Annotated in this window: 20 protein-coding genes and 2 pseudogenes; 9 read left to right on the top strand and 13 right to left on the bottom strand. The window is 63.7% G+C overall.

All coding sequences use genetic code 11. The annotated features are described in order from the left end of the window. Window positions 1-167: 167 nt before the first annotated feature. From AC629_RS00645 to AC629_RS00635, 3 genes are all read right to left on the bottom strand, one after another. Complete coding sequence (locus tag AC629_RS00645; RefSeq protein ID WP_245331650.1) at window positions 168-893, bottom strand: lytic transglycosylase domain-containing protein; 726 nt, start codon at window positions 891-893, stop codon at window positions 168-170. A gap of 173 nt (window positions 894-1,066) precedes the next feature. Further along, the gene (locus AC629_RS00640; RefSeq protein ID WP_084802853.1) at window positions 1,067-1,579 is read right to left on the bottom strand and encodes a S26 family signal peptidase; all 513 of its coding nucleotides are present in this window, start codon (window positions 1,577-1,579) and stop codon (window positions 1,067-1,069) included. Beyond that, window positions 1,576-2,040, bottom strand: a complete 465-nt coding sequence (locus AC629_RS00635; protein ID WP_084802852.1) for a DUF2840 domain-containing protein — start codon at window positions 2,038-2,040, stop codon at window positions 1,576-1,578. The genes AC629_RS00640 and AC629_RS00635 overlap by 4 nt, the downstream gene beginning before the upstream one ends. A gap of 267 nt (window positions 2,041-2,307) precedes the next feature. Between AC629_RS00635 and AC629_RS00630 the strand changes: the two genes are divergently transcribed. The 4 genes from AC629_RS00630 to AC629_RS00615 are packed head-to-tail and all read left to right on the top strand — an operon-like array spanning window position 2,308 to window position 6,995. Continuing rightward, window positions 2,308-2,919 (top strand): TnsA endonuclease N-terminal domain-containing protein, encoded by a 612-nt coding sequence (locus AC629_RS00630; protein WP_245331649.1) that lies wholly within the window; start codon window positions 2,308-2,310, stop codon window positions 2,917-2,919. Beyond that, on the top strand, window positions 2,916-4,589 hold the full coding sequence (locus tag AC629_RS00625; RefSeq protein ID WP_084802850.1) for a TnsB C-terminal domain-containing protein: 1,674 nt from the start codon (window positions 2,916-2,918) through the stop codon (window positions 4,587-4,589). The genes AC629_RS00630 and AC629_RS00625 overlap by 4 nt, the downstream gene beginning before the upstream one ends. Then, window positions 4,580-5,479 (top strand): TniB family NTP-binding protein, encoded by a 900-nt coding sequence (locus AC629_RS00620; protein ID WP_084802849.1) that lies wholly within the window; start codon window positions 4,580-4,582, stop codon window positions 5,477-5,479. The genes AC629_RS00625 and AC629_RS00620 overlap by 10 nt, the downstream gene beginning before the upstream one ends. Before the next feature lie 55 nt (window positions 5,480-5,534). Further along, window positions 5,535-6,995: a TniQ family protein gene (locus AC629_RS00615; protein ID WP_245331654.1), complete on the top strand. Its 1,461-nt coding sequence runs from the start codon at window positions 5,535-5,537 to the stop codon at window positions 6,993-6,995. A gap of 239 nt (window positions 6,996-7,234) precedes the next feature. On the opposite strand, the gene AC629_RS00610 is transcribed toward AC629_RS00615, so the two are convergent. The 5 genes from AC629_RS00610 to AC629_RS48150 form a co-directional block, all read right to left on the bottom strand. Then, on the bottom strand, window positions 7,235-8,116 hold the full coding sequence (locus AC629_RS00610) for a replication initiator protein A (protein WP_084802847.1): 882 nt from the start codon (window positions 8,114-8,116) through the stop codon (window positions 7,235-7,237). A 22-nt stretch (window positions 8,117-8,138) separates the two neighbouring features. Next, window positions 8,139-8,420, bottom strand: a complete 282-nt coding sequence (locus AC629_RS00605) for a helix-turn-helix transcriptional regulator (RefSeq protein ID WP_018272755.1) — start codon at window positions 8,418-8,420, stop codon at window positions 8,139-8,141. Window positions 8,421-8,554: 134 nt separating this feature from the next. Beyond that, window positions 8,555-8,827 carry a DUF2285 domain-containing protein gene (locus AC629_RS48155; RefSeq protein WP_245331653.1) on the bottom strand — a complete coding sequence of 91 codons (273 nt, stop codon included), beginning with the start codon at window positions 8,825-8,827 and terminating at the stop codon, window positions 8,555-8,557. Between the two features lie 259 nt (window positions 8,828-9,086). Continuing rightward, window positions 9,087-9,326 (bottom strand): transcriptional regulator domain-containing protein, encoded by a 240-nt coding sequence (locus AC629_RS00595; protein ID WP_084802845.1) that lies wholly within the window; start codon window positions 9,324-9,326, stop codon window positions 9,087-9,089. Between the two features lie 166 nt (window positions 9,327-9,492). Further along, entirely contained in the window at window positions 9,493-9,765 is a 273-nt protein-coding gene (locus AC629_RS48150; protein ID WP_084802844.1) for a DUF2285 domain-containing protein, read from the bottom strand. Window positions 9,766-9,875: 110 nt separating this feature from the next. On the opposite strand from AC629_RS48150, the gene AC629_RS00585 reads away from it, so the two are divergent. Then, the gene (locus AC629_RS00585; RefSeq protein ID WP_084802843.1) at window positions 9,876-10,157 is read left to right on the top strand and encodes a helix-turn-helix domain-containing protein; all 282 of its coding nucleotides are present in this window, start codon (window positions 9,876-9,878) and stop codon (window positions 10,155-10,157) included. A 212-nt stretch (window positions 10,158-10,369) separates the two neighbouring features. Here the strand turns inward: AC629_RS00585 and AC629_RS44725 are convergent. After that, window positions 10,370-11,169 (bottom strand): annotated as a pseudogene (locus AC629_RS44725) (DUF932 domain-containing protein); the annotation flags it as partial. A 176-nt stretch (window positions 11,170-11,345) separates the two neighbouring features. On the opposite strand from AC629_RS44725, the gene AC629_RS00575 reads away from it, so the two are divergent. The 3 genes from AC629_RS00575 to AC629_RS00565 are packed head-to-tail and all read left to right on the top strand — an operon-like array spanning window position 11,346 to window position 14,520. Beyond that, the gene (locus AC629_RS00575; RefSeq protein ID WP_084802841.1) at window positions 11,346-11,621 is read left to right on the top strand and encodes a metal/formaldehyde-sensitive transcriptional repressor; all 276 of its coding nucleotides are present in this window, start codon (window positions 11,346-11,348) and stop codon (window positions 11,619-11,621) included. A 17-nt stretch (window positions 11,622-11,638) separates the two neighbouring features. Next, the gene (locus AC629_RS00570) at window positions 11,639-13,648 is read left to right on the top strand and encodes a heavy metal translocating P-type ATPase (RefSeq protein ID WP_084802840.1); all 2,010 of its coding nucleotides are present in this window, start codon (window positions 11,639-11,641) and stop codon (window positions 13,646-13,648) included. Window positions 13,649-13,656: 8 nt separating this feature from the next. Next, complete coding sequence (locus AC629_RS00565; protein WP_084802839.1) at window positions 13,657-14,520, top strand: alpha/beta fold hydrolase; 864 nt, start codon at window positions 13,657-13,659, stop codon at window positions 14,518-14,520. A 148-nt stretch (window positions 14,521-14,668) separates the two neighbouring features. Here the strand turns inward: AC629_RS00565 and AC629_RS00560 are convergent. The 4 genes and pseudogenes from AC629_RS00560 to AC629_RS48145 form a co-directional block, all read right to left on the bottom strand. Next, window positions 14,669-15,571 (bottom strand): annotated as a pseudogene (locus AC629_RS00560) (ArdC family protein). Window positions 15,572-15,795: 224 nt separating this feature from the next. Then, window positions 15,796-16,203 (bottom strand): hypothetical protein, encoded by a 408-nt coding sequence (locus AC629_RS00555; RefSeq protein ID WP_245331648.1) that lies wholly within the window; start codon window positions 16,201-16,203, stop codon window positions 15,796-15,798. A gap of 32 nt (window positions 16,204-16,235) precedes the next feature. Further along, window positions 16,236-18,404 carry a hypothetical protein gene (locus AC629_RS00550; protein ID WP_084802837.1) on the bottom strand — a complete coding sequence of 723 codons (2,169 nt, stop codon included), beginning with the start codon at window positions 18,402-18,404 and terminating at the stop codon, window positions 16,236-16,238. Continuing rightward, on the bottom strand, window positions 18,401-19,474 hold the full coding sequence (locus AC629_RS48145; protein WP_245331647.1) for a hypothetical protein: 1,074 nt from the start codon (window positions 19,472-19,474) through the stop codon (window positions 18,401-18,403). The genes AC629_RS00550 and AC629_RS48145 overlap by 4 nt, the downstream gene beginning before the upstream one ends. On the opposite strand from AC629_RS48145, the gene AC629_RS48140 reads away from it, so the two are divergent. Then, window positions 19,430-19,816, top strand: a complete 387-nt coding sequence (locus tag AC629_RS48140; RefSeq protein WP_245331646.1) for a hypothetical protein — start codon at window positions 19,430-19,432, stop codon at window positions 19,814-19,816. The genes AC629_RS48145 and AC629_RS48140 overlap by 45 nt on opposite strands. The last annotated feature ends 80 nt before the right edge of the window (window positions 19,817-19,896 follow it).

Below are 19,896 nucleotides of genomic sequence, written 5' to 3'. Positions count from 1 at the left end.
CGCCCCGACCGACCGGCACGCCGGAACGCAAGCCATGTCAATGACTTGCGGTTCGACCGGTGAGCCCCTTTTATCTCGCCCTCCTGCCGTCGTGCCTGCCCACTGCTCTCGCTCTTCCGCCAACTGCTCGCTGAAGCACGCCATTGCTTGCCACTTTGCGCGCCCGGTCATCGCGATGCTCCCGCATCCGATCGAGCGACAAACACGCCAGTAGACTTGGGTACCATCTGCGAAACATCACGCGACGAGATTGCGGTCGTTGCGCCGCTCGAAGACACGAACGTCGCCTTCCGATCGCCCGCATTGATCAGGTCAGCTCGCTCGACGAACAGCATCGCCGCTGCTGCTGACGACCGCTGGCTCACGGCCCACGCCGCTGGCAATTCGATGCCAAGCAGATTTGCAAGCCTTGTCACATAGGCTCGCGTCTCGTCTGGCAAAGGGCCGCCCGCGAGATGCTCTTCGTAGCGAGATGGCCCCGCATTGTACGCGGCAAACACGCCAGGCGAACCATAACGGTCGAGCAGTTCACGCAGATATGCCGTGCCGGCCAGAATGTTATCGCGCGGATCGTACGGATCGTTGCCTAGATCATAGCGTTGGCGCAATTCGGTCCAGGTCGCCGGCATGATCTGCATCAGGCCGAGTGCACCTTTGGGCGATCTGGCGCGCACGTCTCCAGCGCTTTCGATGCTAATGACTGAGCCGATCCAATTCCCCGGAACTGCAAAGCGCTTTGAAGCTTCGTCGACGAAAGCTGCAAACGGGTTGCTCACCTGAGTGACCGCTCGAACCGCGGCCGCTCCACTCTCGGCCAGAGCCGCACCGTGCGGCACAGCCCAGATGAGCAGCAGCGACGCAATGGCCCAAACACGCACGTCCGACCGAGCCAAGCATGCCGTCGTGCTCGCGCCCGTCCAGGGTAAAGCTGCTTCGCGCCGGCCGTTCGGCCGCCCTGGACCGCCGCTGCGCGCGCCGGCGTTGCAAACATTGGTCGGGACCGAGGAATGGTCCCGCAATCGATCGAACGGAGGAATGGCGGGGCGAACACGTGGAACACGCACGATCACTCCTCCCACGTCCAGATCGGAAGCGCGCGGCCGATCACCGCCGACGCCGGAAGAAATCCAAAGTACCGGCCATCAAGAGAGTCGTCCGACTGCCAATTCATGAGAAACAGCTCGCCGTCGCCGACGACGCGGCAGCCCTGCCATCTCGGCAGTGGCCGGCCGCGCCCGTCGCGATCCCGCGCCTCGCCCACCGCGATGGTATCGACCGAAATCGTGATCCCGCTTCTGCAGACCGTCTGACCGGGGAGCGCCAGCACGCGCTTAAGCATCGGGACGCCGACCGGCAGATAGCCGTTAACGTCGAGGAAGGTCGCAAGCGGCTCCGGCGGCTGCACGGCGACCAACTCAGTGACATGGAGGTGTTCCGCCGGCCGCAGGCGATAGAGACCGACCGGCACGCTCGCGGATGCATTCCAGATGTAGAGCGGAAGTGGCTCTAGGACGATCGTCGCGACGAGTGCAGCAACGGCCCCAAACGTCGCGGCCAGCGTCTTCAGGCGGCCCGTCACCGGATCACTCTCTGACGGTTAAGCCAAGCCTGGTGGCGCGCTTTCGTATACGGACGCGGGTTTTCGTTGACGGACAGACGATTATGAACGTGATGCCAATGATCAGGCGCAACGTCGGCGGGATCGATGCCGAGCGCCTCAACGGCGTCGATCATCTGCAACACTCGTTCGACCTTCGGCCAACCGGAGAGCCGCAGCAAAATCTCACCGCCGGGCGTCACATACGGCACGGTCGAGCAGCGCTGTCCCTGTGCGACCGCGCGCACGATGTCGATCCGCGAAATAGTCGTTCCAAAGTCGTTGGAGGTCCAACGGACAAAGGCAAAGATGCTGCCAGGAGCGAATGACAGGACACGCCGGTGACGATCAAGCTTCCGTTCCTTGACGACACGACCGAACCGAACGCGGTTTTCGATGCGCTTCTCGAGCCACAACACTTCCACTTCGGTGAGATCGCTCATGCCGCCGCTCTCCGAGGCTGGAACGGGTAGCCATGAGCTTTGGGGGCGGGGAAGTACCTGTTTGGCTTCTGCCGGCAAGCAGGTTTGACGGCCCGCTGTTGCCGGTCGCCTCCAATACTGTCGGTGCGCGAGGTTTCGTGAATCGGCGGGCGAGCGGACCTGAGTCCGACCAAGGACTGGCGTGCATAGAGTTCGTTCCATGTTTGTGAACTGATCCCAAAATGTGCGAGGATTGCGTACTGAGTCGTTTTCCGGATGGAGGGCGATTTGCGGCGCATTCCGCTGAGCCACCGGTCGCATGTGACCGGATTCCAGTCGTTGCCGACCGGTGTGACGGAGCATGAGAGCGCGCTGGAGCGGGACTTCGTGACGCTCGCGAGCTTCATGGATGCGGGCGCCGTCAGAACGGCGCAGCCGCTGACAATCCGTTTTGAGCATGAAGGTCGGCAGCGCCGATATACGCCGGACTTCCGCGTCATTTGGAGCGACGGCCGCACCGATATCGTCGAGATCAAATATCGGGCTGACTTGCGCGCGGGATGGCGCAGGCTCCGGCCAGCCTTTGCAGCTGCTCGGGCTTGGGCGCGCAGCAACGGTGCGCGATTCAGGATCGCTACCGAGCGCGGCATCCGCGGTCCGCGCCTTGAAGCGGCGAAGCGTTTGCTGCCGCTGCGGGGCACGCCGGTTGACGCGGTGCTTGCAGAGCAAGCGATTACATATGTCCGCGCCCGCTCGGCCAATGTTGGCGAGGTTGTCGATGTACTGCCGACGTCGCGCGAGGCCAGTCTCGCCGTAGTCTGGCGACTGATTGCGCGCGGCACACTCGTCGTCGATCTCACGAAGCCGATCACGGCCGAGACACAGGTCACGGTCCCATGAGCGCGCCCGAGCTGTCCACGGTTGATGCGGCAGCTTGGGACGAGGCCCGTCGTTGTTTGCCGGTCATCCGTCGCCTGGCGGAGAATTCGGCGCGCAAACGACGCGACGTCATCGCGGCCGCGGCTGAACTTGGTTACGGACCGACCCACGTGTACGCGCTGCTGCGGCGCTACCTGGCCGATGCACGGCTCACCAGCCTGTTGCCGCGTCGCCGCGGCCCCGAGCGAGGCAGATCCCTGCTTGATCAGGAGGTCGACGCCCTGATCAGCGAGGTGATCGACAACTTCTATCTGACCCGTCAGCAACCGCGGATCGCCGACCTCTTTGATGAGGTCAGGCGCCACTGCATCGCAGCCGGCTTGGTTCCACCGAGCCGTAAGGCAATTACCGCGCGGTTGCAAACGCGTCGTCCGCGCGACGTCGTGGCAAAGCGTGAAGGCCGCAAGGCTGCCCGTGATCGCTACCTTCCCGCAGTGGGATCCCTTGAGGCCCACTGGCCCCTGTCGCTGATTCAGATCGACCACACGCTGGTCGACGTCATCGTGGTCGACAGCGTGACCCGGATGCCGATCCAGCGCCCATGGCTGACGCTTGCGATTGATGTCTGCACGCGCTGTGTTGCTGGATTCCATCTGTCGTTGGAGCCGCCGTCTGCGACGTCGGTCGCGTTGTGCTTGAGTCATGCAGCCCTCTCCAAGGAGAGCTGGTTGGCTGAGCGCGGCATCGACGCAGTCTGGCCGGTGCGCGGCATCCCCGAGCGCTTGCATCTCGACAACGCCAAGGAGTTCCGATCCGAAGCCTTGAAGCGCGGCTGCGAACAGTATGGCATCGCCATTGATCACAGGCCGGTTCGGACGCCGCATTACGGTGGGCACATTGAGCGGCTGATCGGCACCGTGATGGGTAAGGTTCATCTGCTGCCGGGAACGACATTCTCCAATGTGCAGGCGAAGGGCGATCTGAACCCCGACAAGACGGCTGCCATGACGCTCGATGAAGTCGAGCGCTGGCTGGGCCACGCAATCGCTGGCGTCTATCACTGCGATCTGCATCGGGGCATCGGCATGACGCCGCTGGCTGCCTGGAAGCGCGGCACCCTCGGTGATGGCACGACGCTTGGCCGCGGCGAACCAACAGCGGTAGCCGATCCTCGCCGCTTCCTGATCGACTTCCTGCCGATTGCCCGGCGCATGATCCGGCGCGATGGCGTGGCGCTGCACTCGATTGCCTACTGGGCCGACGTGCTCAGCACCTGGACCGGACATCCGGAGCCAATGATCATCCGCTATGATCCGCGCGATCTCAGTCGCATCTATCTGCTCGGCCCGGACGGCTCCTATTATGACTTGAGCTACCGCGATCTGCGGCGCCCGCCCATTAGCCTGTGGGAGCACCGCTTGGCGCTGAAGGGGCTGCGCGAGGACGGCCGGGCTCTGGTCGACGAGACCGCGATCTTCCGCACAATCGAGGCTATGCGCACGATTGCCAACGACGCGGTTCTTGCCAGCAAGACGGCGCGCCGGCAGCGCGAGCGACGCAAGAGCATCGTGCCCGCCGGCGAGCGGTCCGATCTGCTCCCGGTCGAGCTCGATGCGGTCGACACGCTTGAGCAGACAAGCATGGACCTGCAGCCGCACGAGCGGATGTTCCCTGTGGAGGAATGGGAATGAGCGAGAAGTATGCGCATCTCCGCCCCTCGACGCGGCCATTTGCCGACGAAGATGCTGCCTCGCGGATACGGCGGATCCGCACAGATCGATGGATCGGCTACGCACGGGCGGAAGCCGTCCTGGCGGCGCTGGAAGACCTCTTGAGCTTCCCGAAGCGATTGCGGATGCCCAATCTTCTGTTGGTCGGTCCGACCAACAACGGCAAGACGATGATCGTGGAGAAGTTCCGGCGAACACATCTGGCGGCCGGCGGCGAACCTGCCGAGGGCCCGGCACTCATTCCCGTATTGAAGGTGCAAATGCCGTCGGGTCCAGACGAAGGCCGCTTCTTCGGCGCGATCCTCGATGCGCTGGGAATGCCGTTCGGCGCCCGTGATCGGATCGCCGCCAAGCAGGACGCGGCCGTCCGCCTCATGCGTGCCACCAAAGTACAGTTGCTGGTGATCGATGAACTGCACAATCTGCTGTCCGGCACAGCGCTGCAGCAGCGGCGCTTGCTCAACGTGCTTCGCTGGCTCGGCAACGAACTGCAGATCCCGTTGGTCGGGGTCGGCACGGCGGAAGCGCTGCGCGCGATCCGGAGTGACGAACAACTGGCCAATCGCTTCGAGCCTTGGCCGCTACCGCTATGGACCGACGATAAAGAGTATCGCCGCCTCTTGACCACGCTGGAGGCGGTGCTCCCGCTGCGCAAGCCATCGCATCTGACGGATCCGGCCATGGCAGCCCGCATCCTTTCGGCTGCCGAAGGTGTGCTTGGCGAGGTCATCGCAATCGTCATTCGCGCCGCCGTTAAGGCAGTCGAGACGGGGGTGGAAACGATCTCCCCGCGCATGATCGAGGGTGCAGGCTTCATCCGGCCCTCCGAGCGTAGACGTGTTGCGATCTGATCTGTTTGGCGTCATGGCGTTGCCGCCAGCTCCGGCGACGACTGGACTCTTGCCCGTGCACGTTGCTCCGCAGAACGGTGAGGCTCTGGCATCCTGGATTTTGCGGCTGAGCGTTGCTCTGAGACTGTCGCCGCTGGCGCTGGGCCGCATGGCTTTTGGCATCGATGCCGATGTCGACGCGGAATGGTGGCGTCGTCCATCCACCCAAACGCTGGCGCGGATTGCAAAAAGGACCGGCATCAGCACGCATGCACTTGTAGGGATGACGTTCATCGGCTCGGCGAGCGCCCGCGACGACGAGGCCCCACAGCGGTTCTGCAGCAGGCACGGCTCCGCCCTGTCCTTGCCTCGCAATCCAAGTGACCGCCGCGTGAACATTTGTCCGCAATGCCTTGCTGAAGACCGGCGGGGCTGTTTGAGACTGCTCTGGATGAACGGTTGGGCCGGCATCTGCCCGCAGCATCGGACCGTCCTGACAGGACGTTGTCCGTCTTGTTATTGCGTGCTGCGCGCCTCTGGTCTCAATGCTCGCAAACCGGTTGACCCAAGCATCTGCCGGCGATGCGGCGCGACGCTCGCAGGCGTCGCGGGCGACGGCGCGCATCAAGCGGCGCTGCGGCTTCAGGAACTCCTTGTCGCGGGCAAGCAATTGAACCGAACAGAGCTCCCCGGCGTCGGCGCGCTCGACTGGTCGACCACGATGGCGCTGGTCGATGTTCTTCTCGGCATGGTCTGGATCGACATTCCGGGAAGGTACCGCGACCGGCTGTTTGCTCGCATCGCTAACGACTTCGGCCTTAGCCAACACAATAATATTGTGTGGGCCTCGAACTACGGTGGATTGGCGATCCTTGCCTGGCTGCTCGAGGACCTCCCGACACGCCTGCCGGCCACTATCGCGATTCTGCACGCCCCTCGGCTCGATCGCCTGCTCACTCGTGTGCCCGACCTGTCCTCCGAGATCGGCGACCGGCTGCGCGTGATGCTCACGCGGGCAAATGCTCCTTCGCCAAGAGGACCCTGGAGTTGGCGCAGTTGGATCATATCTCTTCCGGAGACTGGAAGTGAATTGCGCGAGCGAGCTCTCAGCGAGCGCTACAAACTGCGTCATCAGCGTTTGTTCGCCTTCGCGGCGGTTCGCGACGGAACACCGGTCGAGGCTGCAGCGGAGAGCGTCGGCGTCACCAGGCAAACGCTCAGTCGTTGGCTGCACGACGCTGCAACGCACGGCCTGGAAGCTGCGCTGGAGCGTCCTCAACGCCGGTCGCAACTGAGCGGCGCGCAAGCCGAGGCGTTGGGGAAATGGATCGCTGCCGATCGCGCGCATCAACGTCGCGGCGCAGTGATCAGTGCAGCGCTGTCTCAGTTCGGCATCGTTCTCAGTCCGGACCAGGCGTCCAGATTGCTTCGCGACCATCGGGCCAGGCCGGGGCGGCGTCATCGTCCATGGAAACCCAAGCCGCAGAGAACGACGCAGGTTGCAGGATCTACTCATGATCCAGCTCCTGGTTCGTGAATCCAGTTCGCGAATCCTGGAGCCGTTTCGCGAAACCTTGCACCAGTTCGCGAAACCTCGCGCACCGACACTTGTGGTCCGGTCCGTTAGAAAAAATCCGAAGGATTTTTGGTTAGTAAAGTTAGAGCGGCTAGAAGGTACGGAGAAACAAGCTCTTAAGCTCGATTCCGGTCCCCGATAGCACGAGGATCGGGTCCCCGATAGCACGAGGGTTACGGTCCCCGATAGCACGAGCTGATTCACAGGCTGTCCTCCGAATTTGGAATGAGACCGTGCCGGCGCAGGCGTGCCGTTAAGGGATCGACGGGCGTAGGCGCGAAGTTCAGCCGCTCGGTACCGTTCGGATCGCGCGTGAGCACGAGCTGATAGCCGGGCAATGTCTGGCGCTGGACGATCTGACGTACATCGTAAGCAAAGTGCTTGAGCGGCGAGAGGATGCCGGACTTGGCATGGAGGTGCACAAGATCGAAACTCCAGCCCCCGTTCTGCCGCCCGCCGTGCTTGCGAACGAGCCGGTAGAGCCACCGCTCGAGCCCTCCCGTCAGATCGAAATAGGCGCGATCGATCGTGAGCGCGAGTGCGTCATCGATCACGCCGGCATAGAACCAATCAGGCAGGACCAGTTCGAGCCCGAATGGACGTCCGTTTGCATCGGCCGTTTCTTTCCACTCGTTGATCCATGAGAAACGGTGCCGTCGGCGCTCTGTCCGCTGGCGGATCGATGTCAGCACGGTCGTTGACTGAAGTCTGTCGAGACCAGCCTTCAGCCGGTCATAGTCGCGCGCGCTGGTGCCGCGGCCGACAAACGTCAAAATTTCGTAAGGCGTTGCAGCCATCAGGCGCGACGTCTTCAAGCCGGCGTCACGGGCTTCGACAATCTGGGACGCGGCCCAGATCAAAACGTCTGCATCCCAGATGGTCGCCATGCCGTGTTCCGGCACGGCTTCGACACGAATTGCGATTGCACCCGCTCGGAAGTCGATCGGCACAATCCGCTTTGTTTTTGCCAGCGAAAAGAAGGGATAAGCCATCACATCCTGCGCATTGCGCGGTGCGAGATCGCCGGGCAGCGCCCGAAAAAGTTCAACCTGGTCGCGCTCGGAATGATGCCGACGCCGCATTGTCACTGTCCTTGCCCGGTGATCAGCGACGTTCCTGGCCCGCATACGGGCGCAGGACCGGATGTTTCTTGGCCGGCAGCACGGTGCCCTTGCCTGGATCCGACGTCGACGTTTTGGCGCCGAGATCGGCCCAAGCCTTCAGATCATCCAGTGCGTAAACGACACGCCCGCCGATCTTCCGATACGTCGGGCCGGTGCCGTACGTGCGGTGCTTCTCTAGCGTGCGACCTGAGAGACCGAGGTACCGCGCGGCCTCCGGTGTACGCAGGAAGCGCGGGGGTAGACCGGCCATCGGATCTGGCATTTGAGAGCTCCAAGGTGACAGCGCATTGCGGCTGGCGGCGCCGGCGTGTGTGCGGTCATCATGGAGAAGCGCGGTGTCGGAGGGGGATGCCGAATATGGATGGGGCGATTTTCGGCACCCCCAGAGGAGCGGCGCTATTCGTGCCTGTGCCCGGGTCGAAGAAGCTTGCGATAGCCTCCGCGCACAAACGCGAGGCCGCCCTGTACCAGGCGGATGGTTCGGCTGCGCAAATCGTGTGTTTTCCAAGCGCGATCCGGTATGCGCTTTCCCCCGAACAGAGCCGCTGCGATGCTGCGATAAGTCGCTCCGGCGAAATACGCGGCGACCGCGCGAAGGGCCGCGCACAATCGTTCGCGCCGCTGTTTGGGCAAGCGATGAAGGGCAGGTCCCGGCGCGCGTCCATTCATCGCGCGCCACAGCCGCTTAGCAGCGTGCGCGCGCGCTTCGAAATCGCCGTCAAACGGCAACTCGGCTGCGTAGTGAGCGCCCGCGATCAGCGGCTGTTTCGACCAGATGCGATGCTCCACCGAGCCGATGTGCAGCACCGCATGCCAGCCGTCAGCGGCGCGGCACACCTGTCCGGCTGCAAAGTCTAGCAGCGGGTGAGACGCTGACTTGTGGGAAACAGCCGGGGCGGTTGCCACCGGAACAACGGACGCTAGAACCTCAGGTGTCCAAAAGATTGCCTGTTCTTTGAAAGACCGCTGCGGATCGTGGGCGAAAGCAGATGCCCCACCTCCTCCTGAATTCCTCGGTCACTTCTCCATCGGGGCTGTTCGCGATCATTGTTTCGTAATCGCGTTGGTAGTCCACGTTCATACGAAGGCCTTCCCAGGCGATGTGAGTGATCTCGGCGTTCTCTAGGCTCTTAAACGAATCCGGCGATCGCCAGTCGAATTCAGGCATTGCTTCCACCCCATTGCACGCAGCTAACAAGGATTGCGGCGCAATAGTTATGAACGAGGCGGTTGTAGGAAGCCCCTAGTTTGGCACCACGTGGTGCATGAGAACGACCACCGGTTAACGGGAGAAAATTGTTTCGGCTGCAAAGGCTCTAGTCGGCGATTTTCTTCTATTTCGAGCCAGTGCCGCGTAAGAGGCGCCCTTGCTCGGTCACCCACTTGGCGCGCGCAAGATGAGTCTGATATGCGGTCCGCGCACGGTCCGGCTCTCGCTCCGGATCGATATGTAGGACGATACGAGCCACCTCCCGCCAGTCCGCTCCCTCACCCTCCGCCTGCAGAAGGCGAATGTATGTGACGACATGCTGTTCGTCATAGGCCGTTATCGCCGATTCATTTGGCGCCACATCTGCAACGTCGGGGTCCACTGGCGGTCTATTCATGTAGCATATGGCGCTTCATTGAAGCCTGAGCCTATCTTATGGACTAAACTATCGAAATAGATCGGTTATAGCCAGTGGTTTGATGGCCTACCAAATGGCTGCTTTTGCGCATGAAAGCTCGTGCGCTTGTGGCCTGGAATGTTCGTCGGATCCGCGTCGATCGCGGCATTCCGCAAGAGCAATTGGCGTACGATGCAGGGATCGATCGATCATACATGAGCGGCCTTGAACGGCAATCGGAGAACCCGACGATTGATCTGCTCGACCGACTGGCGGAAACGCTTGGTGTTCAGTTATCGGAATTCTTCCTTCAGCCGCCTAAAGGAGCGACGACGCCCAAGACATTGCCCAAGGGGCGCAAGCCGATCCGACCAAATCGCGAGAAGAAGTAACTGTCTGCGGCTCTTCCATCTTGGGATTGGTGAGATGACAAGGATCACACTTTTCTAGTTTGTTCCTGGTTATCGCGAGCCGGGCCGGAGGCCCGGCGAGCGCCGGACGCGGATACGCGTCGCCGCCGCCGATCCGGCTTGCCGCATCGGCGGCGGCGCGTCAGGCATCGACCGAAGCCGCGCGGCCGTTCCCGATTGCGCGGCTCACAGTGTCAGATTGCACGCTCCATCAAGCGCTTGGCTTTGCCTTCTAATTCAAGCCTCGTATCCTGGTGAGCCTTACCGCGAGCAAACGCGGTGATGCCCTGCACGAAATCAAAGATGCTCTCCGGCTTGCGATATTCTTCGCCCAAGACGGTTTCGATGATTTTTGATGTCTCAGATTTGGAAAAGCCGCTCTTGCGCAGGAAGGTCTCCCGGTCGTCGTCGGTGCGGGCAACGATCCGCTCCCGTGCGGCCTTGATGCCGGCGACGAATGGCGCGGGCGAGGAATTGGCAAAGCGCGTCAGCGCGGGGGCGGCTTCATGCGCGAAACGTTGTGCGGCGAATTTCGAATGCCGGATAGTGATCTCCTCGAAATTCTCCACGCCCCACAGATTGCGGTTCATACACACGGCGCGAAGGTAGAAGCTTGCAATACCCAGCGTTTTGCTGCCGACTTCACTATTCCAGCAGTAAAATCCCCGAAAATACAAATTTCCGGCGACCCGTCCGCCAAGCGGCCCGCCTCGATCGGATTGGTATCGTCGACCAGAAACAGAAATACATCGCGATCGCTGGCGTAAAGCGTCGTGGTGTCCTTGGTCACGTCTACAAACGGATTGTGGGTCATGGTTGACCAATCCATCACGCCCGGGACCTTCCACCGCGTGTCACCCGTGCCATTGCCTGCGATCTTCATGACCGCCGCAACCAGTTCATGGTCCCAAATGCGGCCATAGTCCGGCCCGGTGACAGCGCGAAGCTCAACGCGCCCGTTATTGGTCTCCAATGTTTTCACGAGCTCGGCGCGTTATCTGAACAGTCAAGCTGTCTCAGTATCAGCGGACCTCATACGTTCTGGGGTCTTCAGGGCGACCAGCGGCGTGAGACACAATGGCTAGGGATGAGTGGCTTGAAAGGGAGTTCTTTGCGCCATCTTGAATAGTATAGGGGGGTATTATATATGCGGCAATATGAGGAGGCCGCATGTCGCATACGACCCGTGAGAAACAGAAGCTGCTCAACCGCGTGCGCCGCATCCGCGGCCAGATGGAGGCGGTCGAACGGGCGCTTGAGGAAGAAAGGGGCTGCGCCGACGTGCTGCAGCTCATCGCCGGGGTGCGGGGCGCGATCAACGGGCTCATGGCCGAGGTGGTCGAGGACCACATTCAACTGCATGTGGCCGATGCCGACCTCGAGCAGAAGCAACGCAACGAAGGCGCCGCCGAGCTGATCGACGTCGTGCGCGCCTATCTCAAATAGGACCGGAGCTCGCCATCATGGCCGTCCAGAACACCTCTCATCGCCTGACACTAGTAGACGACGCGGAAGCGCGCACCGTGGCGCCGGAAGCGCATTCTCACCTCCATTATGATCATGATCATGACGACCACGATCATGAGCACGGGCATGATCACGACCATCCGTTCGAATGGCCGGAGGCTGTGCGGATCGCCCTCGTCGCGGCCGCGTCAGCCGCGGTGTGGTTCAGGGTGTGGGAGCCGTTTGCGACGGTCAGCCTCATCGGCATCGTCGGTCTCCTGATCGGCGGCTGGCCGATCCTCAAGGAGGCATTCGAGAACATCGTCGAGCGCCGCATGACGATGGAGCTGTCGATGACGATCGCGATCGTTGCGGCGGCGGCCATCGGCGAGTTGTTCACGGCGCTCGTCATCACGCTGTTCGTGCTGGTCGCTGAGGTGCTGGAGGGCCTGACAGTCGGTCGCGGCCGCAAGGCGATCCGCGATCTTCTGGAGTTCTTGCCGCGTGAGGTGTCGGTGCGCCGGGCCGGTGCGATTCACTCCGTCTCGGCGGAGGAACTGTCGGTCGGCGACGCCATCCTGGTTGCGCCCGGCGGGCGCATTCCCGTCGACGGCGCCGTGCTGTCGGGCCATTCCTTCGTCGATGAGTCGCGCATTACCGGAGAATCCATGCCGGTCGAGAAGGTTGCCGGCGCGCATGTCTTTGCCGGCTCGATCAATCAGTCCGGGGCGCTCGAAATTGCCGCCGAGCGGATCGGCCGCGATACGAGCTACGGCAAGATCATCGAGGCGGTCGAGCGCGCCGAAAAGTCGCGCGCGCCCGTCCAGCGCCTCGCCGACCGCCTGGCCGGCTATCTCGTTTACTTCGCGCTGGGCGCGGCCGCGCTGACCTTCTTGATCACGCGCGACATCTATTCGACGATCTCGGTCATCATCGTCGCCGGCGCCTGCGGTATCGCCGCCGGCACGCCGCTTGCCATCCTCGGCGGCATCGGCCGTTCGGCCCGGCTCGGTGCCATCGTCAAGGGCGGTGTGCATCTGGAGACCTTGGGCCGCGTCGACACGGTGGTGCTCGACAAGACCGGCACGCTGACCTTTGGCCGCCCCGAGGTGCAGCGCGTGGTGCCGAACACTGGGACAACGGTGGATGAGCTGCTCGATGCTGCTGCTACGGCCGAGTTGCGCTCCGAGCACCCGCTCGGCAAGGCGATCCTCGCCTATGCCCGCCGCCAAGGACGCGAGATCGCGGAGCCCACGAGCTTCGGCTACACGCCTGGACGCGGAATCACGGCGAAGCTTGGCGAGGCCACTATCCTGGTGGGCAATCAGGCCTGGATGGCGGACAATGGCATCAAGGTGCCAGTCTCATCCGACGATGAGACCGGCGCGGGCACGCAGGTTTTTGTTGCCCGAGACGGCGCTCTGCTCGGCGGCATCGTCGTGGCGGACACGGTCCGGCCCGAGGCAAGAGAGGCCGTCGCGTCCTTGCAGCGCATGGGCATCCGGACGGTCCTGCTGACGGGTGACACGCTGCGCGTGGCGACGGTTGTGGGCGCTGCGCTCGGCATCAAGGAAATCGAGGCGGAGCTTCTACCCGAGGACAAGCTGAAGCGTGTCGAGGCGCTGGTGGCGCAGAAGCACTTCGTCGCCATGGTCGGCGACGGCATCAACGACGCGCCGGCGCTGGCTCAAGCCAATGTCGGCGTTGCCATGGGCTCCGGCACGGATGTGGCGCAAGAAAGCGCCGATGTGGTGCTGCTCGGCAACGACCTCGAACGCTTCGTCGAAACGCTCGCCGTCGCTCGCCGCACGCGCGGCATCATCTGGCAGAACTTTGCCGGCACAATCGGGGTCGACACGCTCGGCATCGTGCTTGCCGCCTTCGGGTTCCTGAACCCGCTGCTCGCCGCGGCGATCCATGTCGTGTCCGAACTGGTGTTCATCCTCAACTCGGCACGGCTGCTACCGGCGCCGGAGAAGACGGTGCAAGCGCCGCCAGACCTCGAGCCAGAGGCCAAGGCAGCCTGAGCAGCGCGATGGAGCGAACGATTCGCTGCCGATGGGAGCGCGGAGAAATCGCACTCGGCATGGATGAAGCCGGCAGCGGGCGCTCGGTGGTACTTCTGCCGGCCTTGAGCTCGATCTCGACGCGGGGAGAAATGCGCCCGCTCTTCGACAGGCTCCAATCGCAGTTCCGTGTCGCAACCGTCGACTGGCCGAGCTTCGGCGATCGTCCGCGCCCACGGGACGACTGGTCGCCAGATATCCTCTCGGCCTTCCTCAACTGGTTCCTGAGCGAGATCGTCTCGCCGCCCCATGCGGTGATCGCGGCCGGCCATGCCGCGACTTATGCGCTCTATCAGGCAGTCTACCACCCCGGCACGATCGAGCGGCTTGTTCTGATCGCGCCGACATGGCGGGGACCTTTGCCGACCATGATGGGTGGGACGCGCGCTTGGTTCGCGCGTGTGCGCGCGGCGGTCGATCATCCCGTCGTCGGGCCATTGCTCTACCGGCTCAACGTCAGCCGCATCGTGATCAGGAAGATGGCACGCGAGCACGTCTACAGCGATCCAGGCTGGCTGACGGGGGACCGCCTGACCGAGAAGCTCGCTGTCACCCGCGCGCCAGGCGCCCGGCACGGCTCGGTGCGCTTCGTGACCGGCGGCCTCGATCGGATAGACAGCCGTGGCGCCTTCCTCGATCTCGCCCGCCACGCGAACGTGCCGATCCTCGTCGTCTATGGGAACGAGACTCCACCGAAGTCTCGCGCCGAGATGGAAGCGCTTGCCGACCTTCCGAACGTTCGGTCCGAACGGCTCGCAAAAGGGAAGCTGGCGGTGCACGAGGAGCTGCCAGACGCGGTGGCGGAGACCGCGATTCCGTTCTTGAACAGGTAGCTCAAGAGCGCAGCGGCACAATAACGCCGTCCGAGCCGACAGTGTCGGTTCTCTTCGTGCAGCTCCCATTGATGCAGGTTCTGACTCGGACGGTGCGCGGGAAACAACGAGCCGAGCATCTGAACGCGCGACAAATAGCGCAACCGGCTTACGCCGGCTGCCGGGCATGCATCCAGTCGGCGATCTCTTGTGCCTTGCTGGCGGCTGTGAAAATGGCGCGCTGGTCGGAGCGGAGCACCTCGAGCCAGGACGCGACATAGGCGGCGTGATCGGGCCGCGGTTCGACGCTGAGATTGAGGTCGGCGCAGATCATGGCGCTGAGCAACTCGACGGTGCATTCCTCCATGGCATAGGCAGCCGAGCCGAACCGTCCGGTGAGATCGCGATCGAGGCGATGCTTGGCGCCGGAGGCGTGTCCACACTCGTGGAGCAAGACGGCGTAATAAGCGATCGCGTCGCGGAAGCTCGCGAACGCCGGCATCTCCACGTAGTCCCTGGATGGGATGTAGCAGGCCTGCGATCCGCCATGCCGGATATCGATGCTAAGGGCGGCGCAGAAGCGTTCGGCATGCGCGATGCGTTCGGTCTCCGGCAACGCCGGCAGCTCGGGTGGCGTGTAGCCGTCGACCTGGGCACAATTGAAGACGACTTAGCCGCGGGCAAACATGCGGCAGGCCGGTTCATCACTATCCTGATCGCCGTCCTGACGATCGACGTCGCGGTCGCGATCGGTCTGCTTCCAGAACACCACCAAGTGGCCACGCTCGCCCTTGCGCACCTGAGCGCCAAGCTCGTGCCATTGGCGATAGGTGCCCCAGATGCTGCTCGGATATGCGCTCGCCTGCGCCGCGGCCCAGAGCGCGATGACGTTGACGCCGCGATAAGCCTTGCGTGAGGCGACATTGACGGGCGTGGTGATGGACGATCCGTCGTGGTGCCAAGGCATCCGGTACTCGCCAGCGCCGGCCTCGATGGCGGCGATGATCTGGTTGGTGACGCGCTCGTAGATATCCTTGCTGGCTTGGGCGGTGCTGTTGCGATCCCTGGTCATGTCTGTCTCCTGTGCTCGCCCTCTCCGTCGAGGGCGAGGCATCAGGGGCAGACGCGGCGGGCCGGCCCGTCACACCCTGTTCTCGGTCGCTGGTGCGGAACAGGGTTGACGGGTCGGCAGCGTCTGCCACAACCGAGCCCCTGCCTCGACGGGCGAGCACAGGAGACGATGACCATGCGAGCGGCCGCTGCGGGATCAGACTGCGATGGGATGCTGCGCGGCTCTCAGCCTGCGCCGTCGCGAGATGAGCGCCGCAGCGGAATGACGTTGGCCTCACGCGATTGGGCGAGCTCTTCCTGCAAGCGCGCGATCACCGCATCCCGTTCGGCGACTTGCAACGTCAAGATCTGGATATGCTGGGCGAGCGTGCGGTTGCGCGTACGTAACTCGGCCATCTCGGCGCCGCGCACGGCTCTGAGTTCGGCTTCGAGGGTGCGGATGCGCTGCTTCAGGGTCTGGGGAGACGATCGGCGCTGGCGGGCTTCGGCGACACGAAACTCGGCGAGAAGATCCGCGGCGCGGTTCGCGGTAGCCCGGCTGACACCTGCCTCGCGCGCCAGGTTGGCGACGGTGAGCGCGCCGTCGGTGCGCTCGGGCCGACCGTCGAGCAATCGTGCCATCGCCGCCCGCAACGCCGCCTCGCTCTTCGAACCCGTTCGTGCGGTCATGCGCCACCATCTACAAGGGGTGCAATCAGCCGGCGCTTGCGCTCGTTGTCCTGCGCGATGGCTGCGCGTTGCAGCGACGACAGGCGACCGTCGCTGAGCAAAGCTTCGCCCTCCGCGATCGAGGCTTGCCATGGCTCAAGATGGCGCGCGGTCAGGCAAGCGTTGGGGCAACGATCCGGACTGCATCGCGACAAGGCTGGTGCGGTGCGTTCAGGATCGGGCGAGGCTGCGAGGCACAGCGCGGTCGCGGCGTCGAAAAGGCAGTCGTTGAGAAAGCCGACATGCAAGGTTCGGCCGAGATGGGCGAGCATGGTGCGCAATCGTTTGCGATCTACAATCCGGCCGGGCAGCTCACCAAGCTCATCCTGCACACGGGCGAACTCGCGTCGCAGTCGCGCGGCGGCCGGTCCGGCGGGACCCTCATGGCGACGGAACGCCTCATAATGGGCGATGATGTCGTCGAGCTGCCCGAGGGCGCGTTCACGTTCGACCGCCAAGCGAAAATCGCCTCGGGCCGAACCCGCATACCCCTCGAACATGGCGACCGAGGCATGCTTGTCTTGAATCTTGCCCGCAACGGTGCCGAACGGGCGGTTGGCGATGTACCATGCGATGGTCCGGCGAAGCTGCCGGGTCGTGAACTTCCAGGGTTCATCCGCGATCCGCGGAATGACCGGTTCGTCGCCAGAGCGCGCATCGAGACCTTCGCGGAACAAGTTTAGGGTCGGCGTCGCGCCGATGCCGAGATGATCGGCACTCCAGGGCCAGTCCTTCAGCGCCACCCAGAGAGATGATAATCCCTTCTCCCGGCGATTGCGCGCCGAGAGAACCTCCATCACCGCAACGGCGCGGGCGACCGGTTCGATCGTGATCCAGTCGGCCGTCACGCCGCGCGCCCCCTGGCGCTTGTAGACGGTGCTGCGCACCCGGTAGCGTTCGACCAAGCCGTCGGCGCTGCGCTCCGCCGACACACAGCCCGGCTGCATGGCCTGCACCTCGCTGTCGCGCATGCCGGTGAGGTAGGCGCAGATGACGTAACAGGCGCCCTGCAGCATGCGTTCCTCCCGGGCGAGGCTCAGGCCGTCGAAGCGTTGGCGCCACGGCATACCGGTGTCCGGGTCGATCGAGATCGGCGTATCGAGGCCGCCGACCTCGGTCCCGAGCTCGGCCGCCGCCTGATCAATCAGCCGTGCCGTCGGTTCGGACTGGCTGACACGGCCGCTCTCGCGAGCGCCGACGTGCAGGCGCATCAGGTGAAGATTGTAAGGTGGTGTCTCTGCGCCCGTTTGCAGGTCGATGCGGCGGGCGACATTGGGCGCCCGCTCCCAGATCGGCACGCCTCTGCCGACCATCCGGCGCGCCTCGAGCCATTTGATCATGCGCGCACGATAGGTCTCGGCGACCGCTCGTCCGGCGCGCGCGTCCTCCGCCATTAGTTGCTCGCAACGGGCTTCGAGCGCATCGAGTTCCACTCGCGCGGCGAGGATATCCGGCGCAAAGACCTCGACGTATTTGAGCGACCAGCGCAGCATGGCGCCGATGATCGGTTCGGGAATGCGCGGCGTGGCATTCTCGGCCGGCGCCGGCGGCCGCTTGGCAACATGGTGAGCCGCACGCCCACGCCACGGCAGAAAGCCGATGCCGCGGCCCGTCAGCCATGGCGACAGATGATGCAGGTCGATCGGCACCTCGACATACTTCACTGTCTCGTGCGGCGTTCGCCGGCCGCCGTCGCGGGCGTGCGCCAGATAAGAGTCGAGGAGAGGCTGATCGATCCGGTGCAGATCGACGGCGCCAATACGTGCGGTGAGGAACGCTGCAAAATGCTGGATGTACCGCAGCAGCCGGATCGCCCAAGCGACACCACACGGTGCCCGGTATCCCGGCACATGGATGCGCAGGCGGGCGAGCACATACTCCTTAGCGAGCCGCCGGGTCACAGGATCGACGATGCGGGCGAAATTGAGCCGGTAATTGCTGTAGCGGGCGTTCACCCGGAAGATGGCGGCTCCCAAATCCCAGTGGTCATCGCCAAAGCGCGGGAATTGCGCTCGGTTGGCATCCTCCCTGACCGGAATGCCGGCAAGCACAGGCTCGTCGTCGCCATAGATGGCCGATGGCAGCGATGCGGGCTGCAGCAAGGCGTTGTTAACGGCGGGCATCATGGTGCTCCAGCTTCGGGCGGGAGGTAAATAAGCGTCGGGTCCGATGCCGCGAGCTGGCCGGCCTGTTCGATCTCGGCCGCGCTGAACCGCGGCAAAATCTGATCGGCGATCCGCCCATGAATGCGGCCGAACTTGGTGATCCAGTCGGCTTCGCTGAGCGACTGTCGTTGCGCCCGGATAAAGCTCAGAAACGACAGGAGCGCGGGCAGCTTGCGTGCGGTGATCACCGCGTTGCTGCATTCGAGGCAGCCCCAGAACGGCGACGAACAGGCATCCCCTTCGTCGCCAAACGGGCTCTTGTAGAAACCGCCGCAACTGGCGAGCCAGACATCCTGTTCGCCGCTGAACAGCGCGTTGACGGCCGCACGCCCAGAAACCGGCAGACCGATGGCCTCGTCCGGATCGGCTCGAATGGCTGCCTCATCTTGTGATGAGAGGACGCACGGATGCAGGGCGGCGTCGAGCGCGTCCCCTGTGGCGTCGGCGATGGTGGCTTCGTGGATATGGCGAAGCGCGGGGATATCGGCGTAGTGATTGGCCGCAACGGCCACGCTGTGGCCGACCGCAAAGCGGTCGAGTTGACCGCCGGTTCGCCGATACCAAGCCGCTTTGTGCGTCTTGCGCAGGCGTGTCAGGTTGAGCCGGAGAGGCTTGCCCTCTTCATCGCGAATACCATGTCGCTCGGTCCATGAGGCGACAAGTTCCTTCGTGGCGAGGACGCGCGGGGTCAACCGCCCCCAGGCGAAGTGAGCCCAGAGCGTGCAGGCGGCAAGCCGGCCTCGCGCCGGAGCGGTCCACTGCAGCACCTTGCGGATCAGGCCGCCCGGTGTCGATGAAGCGCCATCACGCACGCGCAACCGCTTCCACTCGTTACCGCGTGCCCGCCGCTTGCAATACTCGATCTCGACATAGCCGCCCGCAGGGTTCTTCAGGCAATCCGACCGCAAGTCCTTAATCGCTTCGATCTCCAGCCCGGTATCGAGCGACAGCAAGACCATCAGCGGCAGGAGATCGATGGCGAGCAGATGACGGCGGCCGTGCAGATCGTGGATCAGGCGATCGTTCGACAAGCCGCTCTCGCGGCGAAGCGTGTAGAGCCGCTTGAAGACAGGGTGCCGGTGACCAATGACGCCTTCGGCGTCGACTACAGCCATTGCGCGTTCGTGCGCAACTTGCAGAGCTTTGCTCCGATCGGCATCTTCGAGCGTCGGAATGCGATCCGTCTCGGCAAGGCGACCGATCAGCGTGGTGAGATCGGTGCGAGCGGCGTTCCGCACGGCCGTGGCGACATCATCGCCGTAGGCATCGCGTGGCCGGGCGCGCACCCCCGGTCGGTCGCTCGTGTACATCAGCCGCCTCGAGGCATCGGGCGGCAGACAACCCGGCTCGGCGGCCTCGGCGAGCCGGCATAGATTGAGCACCTTGCTCATGCGGTGAAGCCTGTGATTGGGGTGCAGCCCACTCTCCTCCATCCACGCATCGAATCCGTCGA

It is taken from the genome of Bradyrhizobium sp. NAS80.1, from assembly GCF_001908205.1.
Taxonomy (GTDB): domain Bacteria; phylum Pseudomonadota; class Alphaproteobacteria; order Rhizobiales; family Xanthobacteraceae; genus Bradyrhizobium.
The sequence above is the reverse complement of the archived record's forward strand: the minus strand, read 5'-3'. Positions and strand labels throughout refer to the sequence as shown.

Coding starts and splice junctions, on each gene's coding strand:
- AC629_RS00635 (WP_084802852.1), bottom strand. CDS start 2,040: ATGAGCGATCTCACCGAAGTGGAAGTGTTGTGGCTCGAGAAGCGCATC.
- AC629_RS00625 (WP_084802850.1), top strand. CDS start 2,916: ATGAGCGCGCCCGAGCTGTCCACGGTTGATGCGGCAGCTTGGGACGAG.
- AC629_RS00620 (WP_084802849.1), top strand. CDS start 4,580: ATGGGAATGAGCGAGAAGTATGCGCATCTCCGCCCCTCGACGCGGCCA.
- AC629_RS00610 (WP_084802847.1), bottom strand. CDS start 8,116: ATGCGGCGTCGGCATCATTCCGAGCGCGACCAGGTTGAACTTTTTCGG.
- AC629_RS00605 (WP_018272755.1), bottom strand. CDS start 8,420: ATGCCAGATCCGATGGCCGGTCTACCCCCGCGCTTCCTGCGTACACCG.
- AC629_RS48155 (WP_245331653.1), bottom strand. CDS start 8,827: ATGAATGGACGCGCGCCGGGACCTGCCCTTCATCGCTTGCCCAAACAG.
- AC629_RS00595 (WP_084802845.1), bottom strand. CDS start 9,326: ATGCCTGAATTCGACTGGCGATCGCCGGATTCGTTTAAGAGCCTAGAG.
- AC629_RS48150 (WP_084802844.1), bottom strand. CDS start 9,765: ATGAATAGACCGCCAGTGGACCCCGACGTTGCAGATGTGGCGCCAAAT.
- AC629_RS00585 (WP_084802843.1), top strand. CDS start 9,876: ATGAAAGCTCGTGCGCTTGTGGCCTGGAATGTTCGTCGGATCCGCGTC.
- AC629_RS00575 (WP_084802841.1), top strand. CDS start 11,346: ATGTCGCATACGACCCGTGAGAAACAGAAGCTGCTCAACCGCGTGCGC.
- AC629_RS00570 (WP_084802840.1), top strand. CDS start 11,639: ATGGCCGTCCAGAACACCTCTCATCGCCTGACACTAGTAGACGACGCG.
- AC629_RS00565 (WP_084802839.1), top strand. CDS start 13,657: ATGGAGCGAACGATTCGCTGCCGATGGGAGCGCGGAGAAATCGCACTC.
- AC629_RS00550 (WP_084802837.1), bottom strand. CDS start 18,404: ATGATGCCCGCCGTTAACAACGCCTTGCTGCAGCCCGCATCGCTGCCA.
- AC629_RS48140 (WP_245331646.1), top strand. CDS start 19,430: ATGACGGCGGCCGTGCAGATCGTGGATCAGGCGATCGTTCGACAAGCC.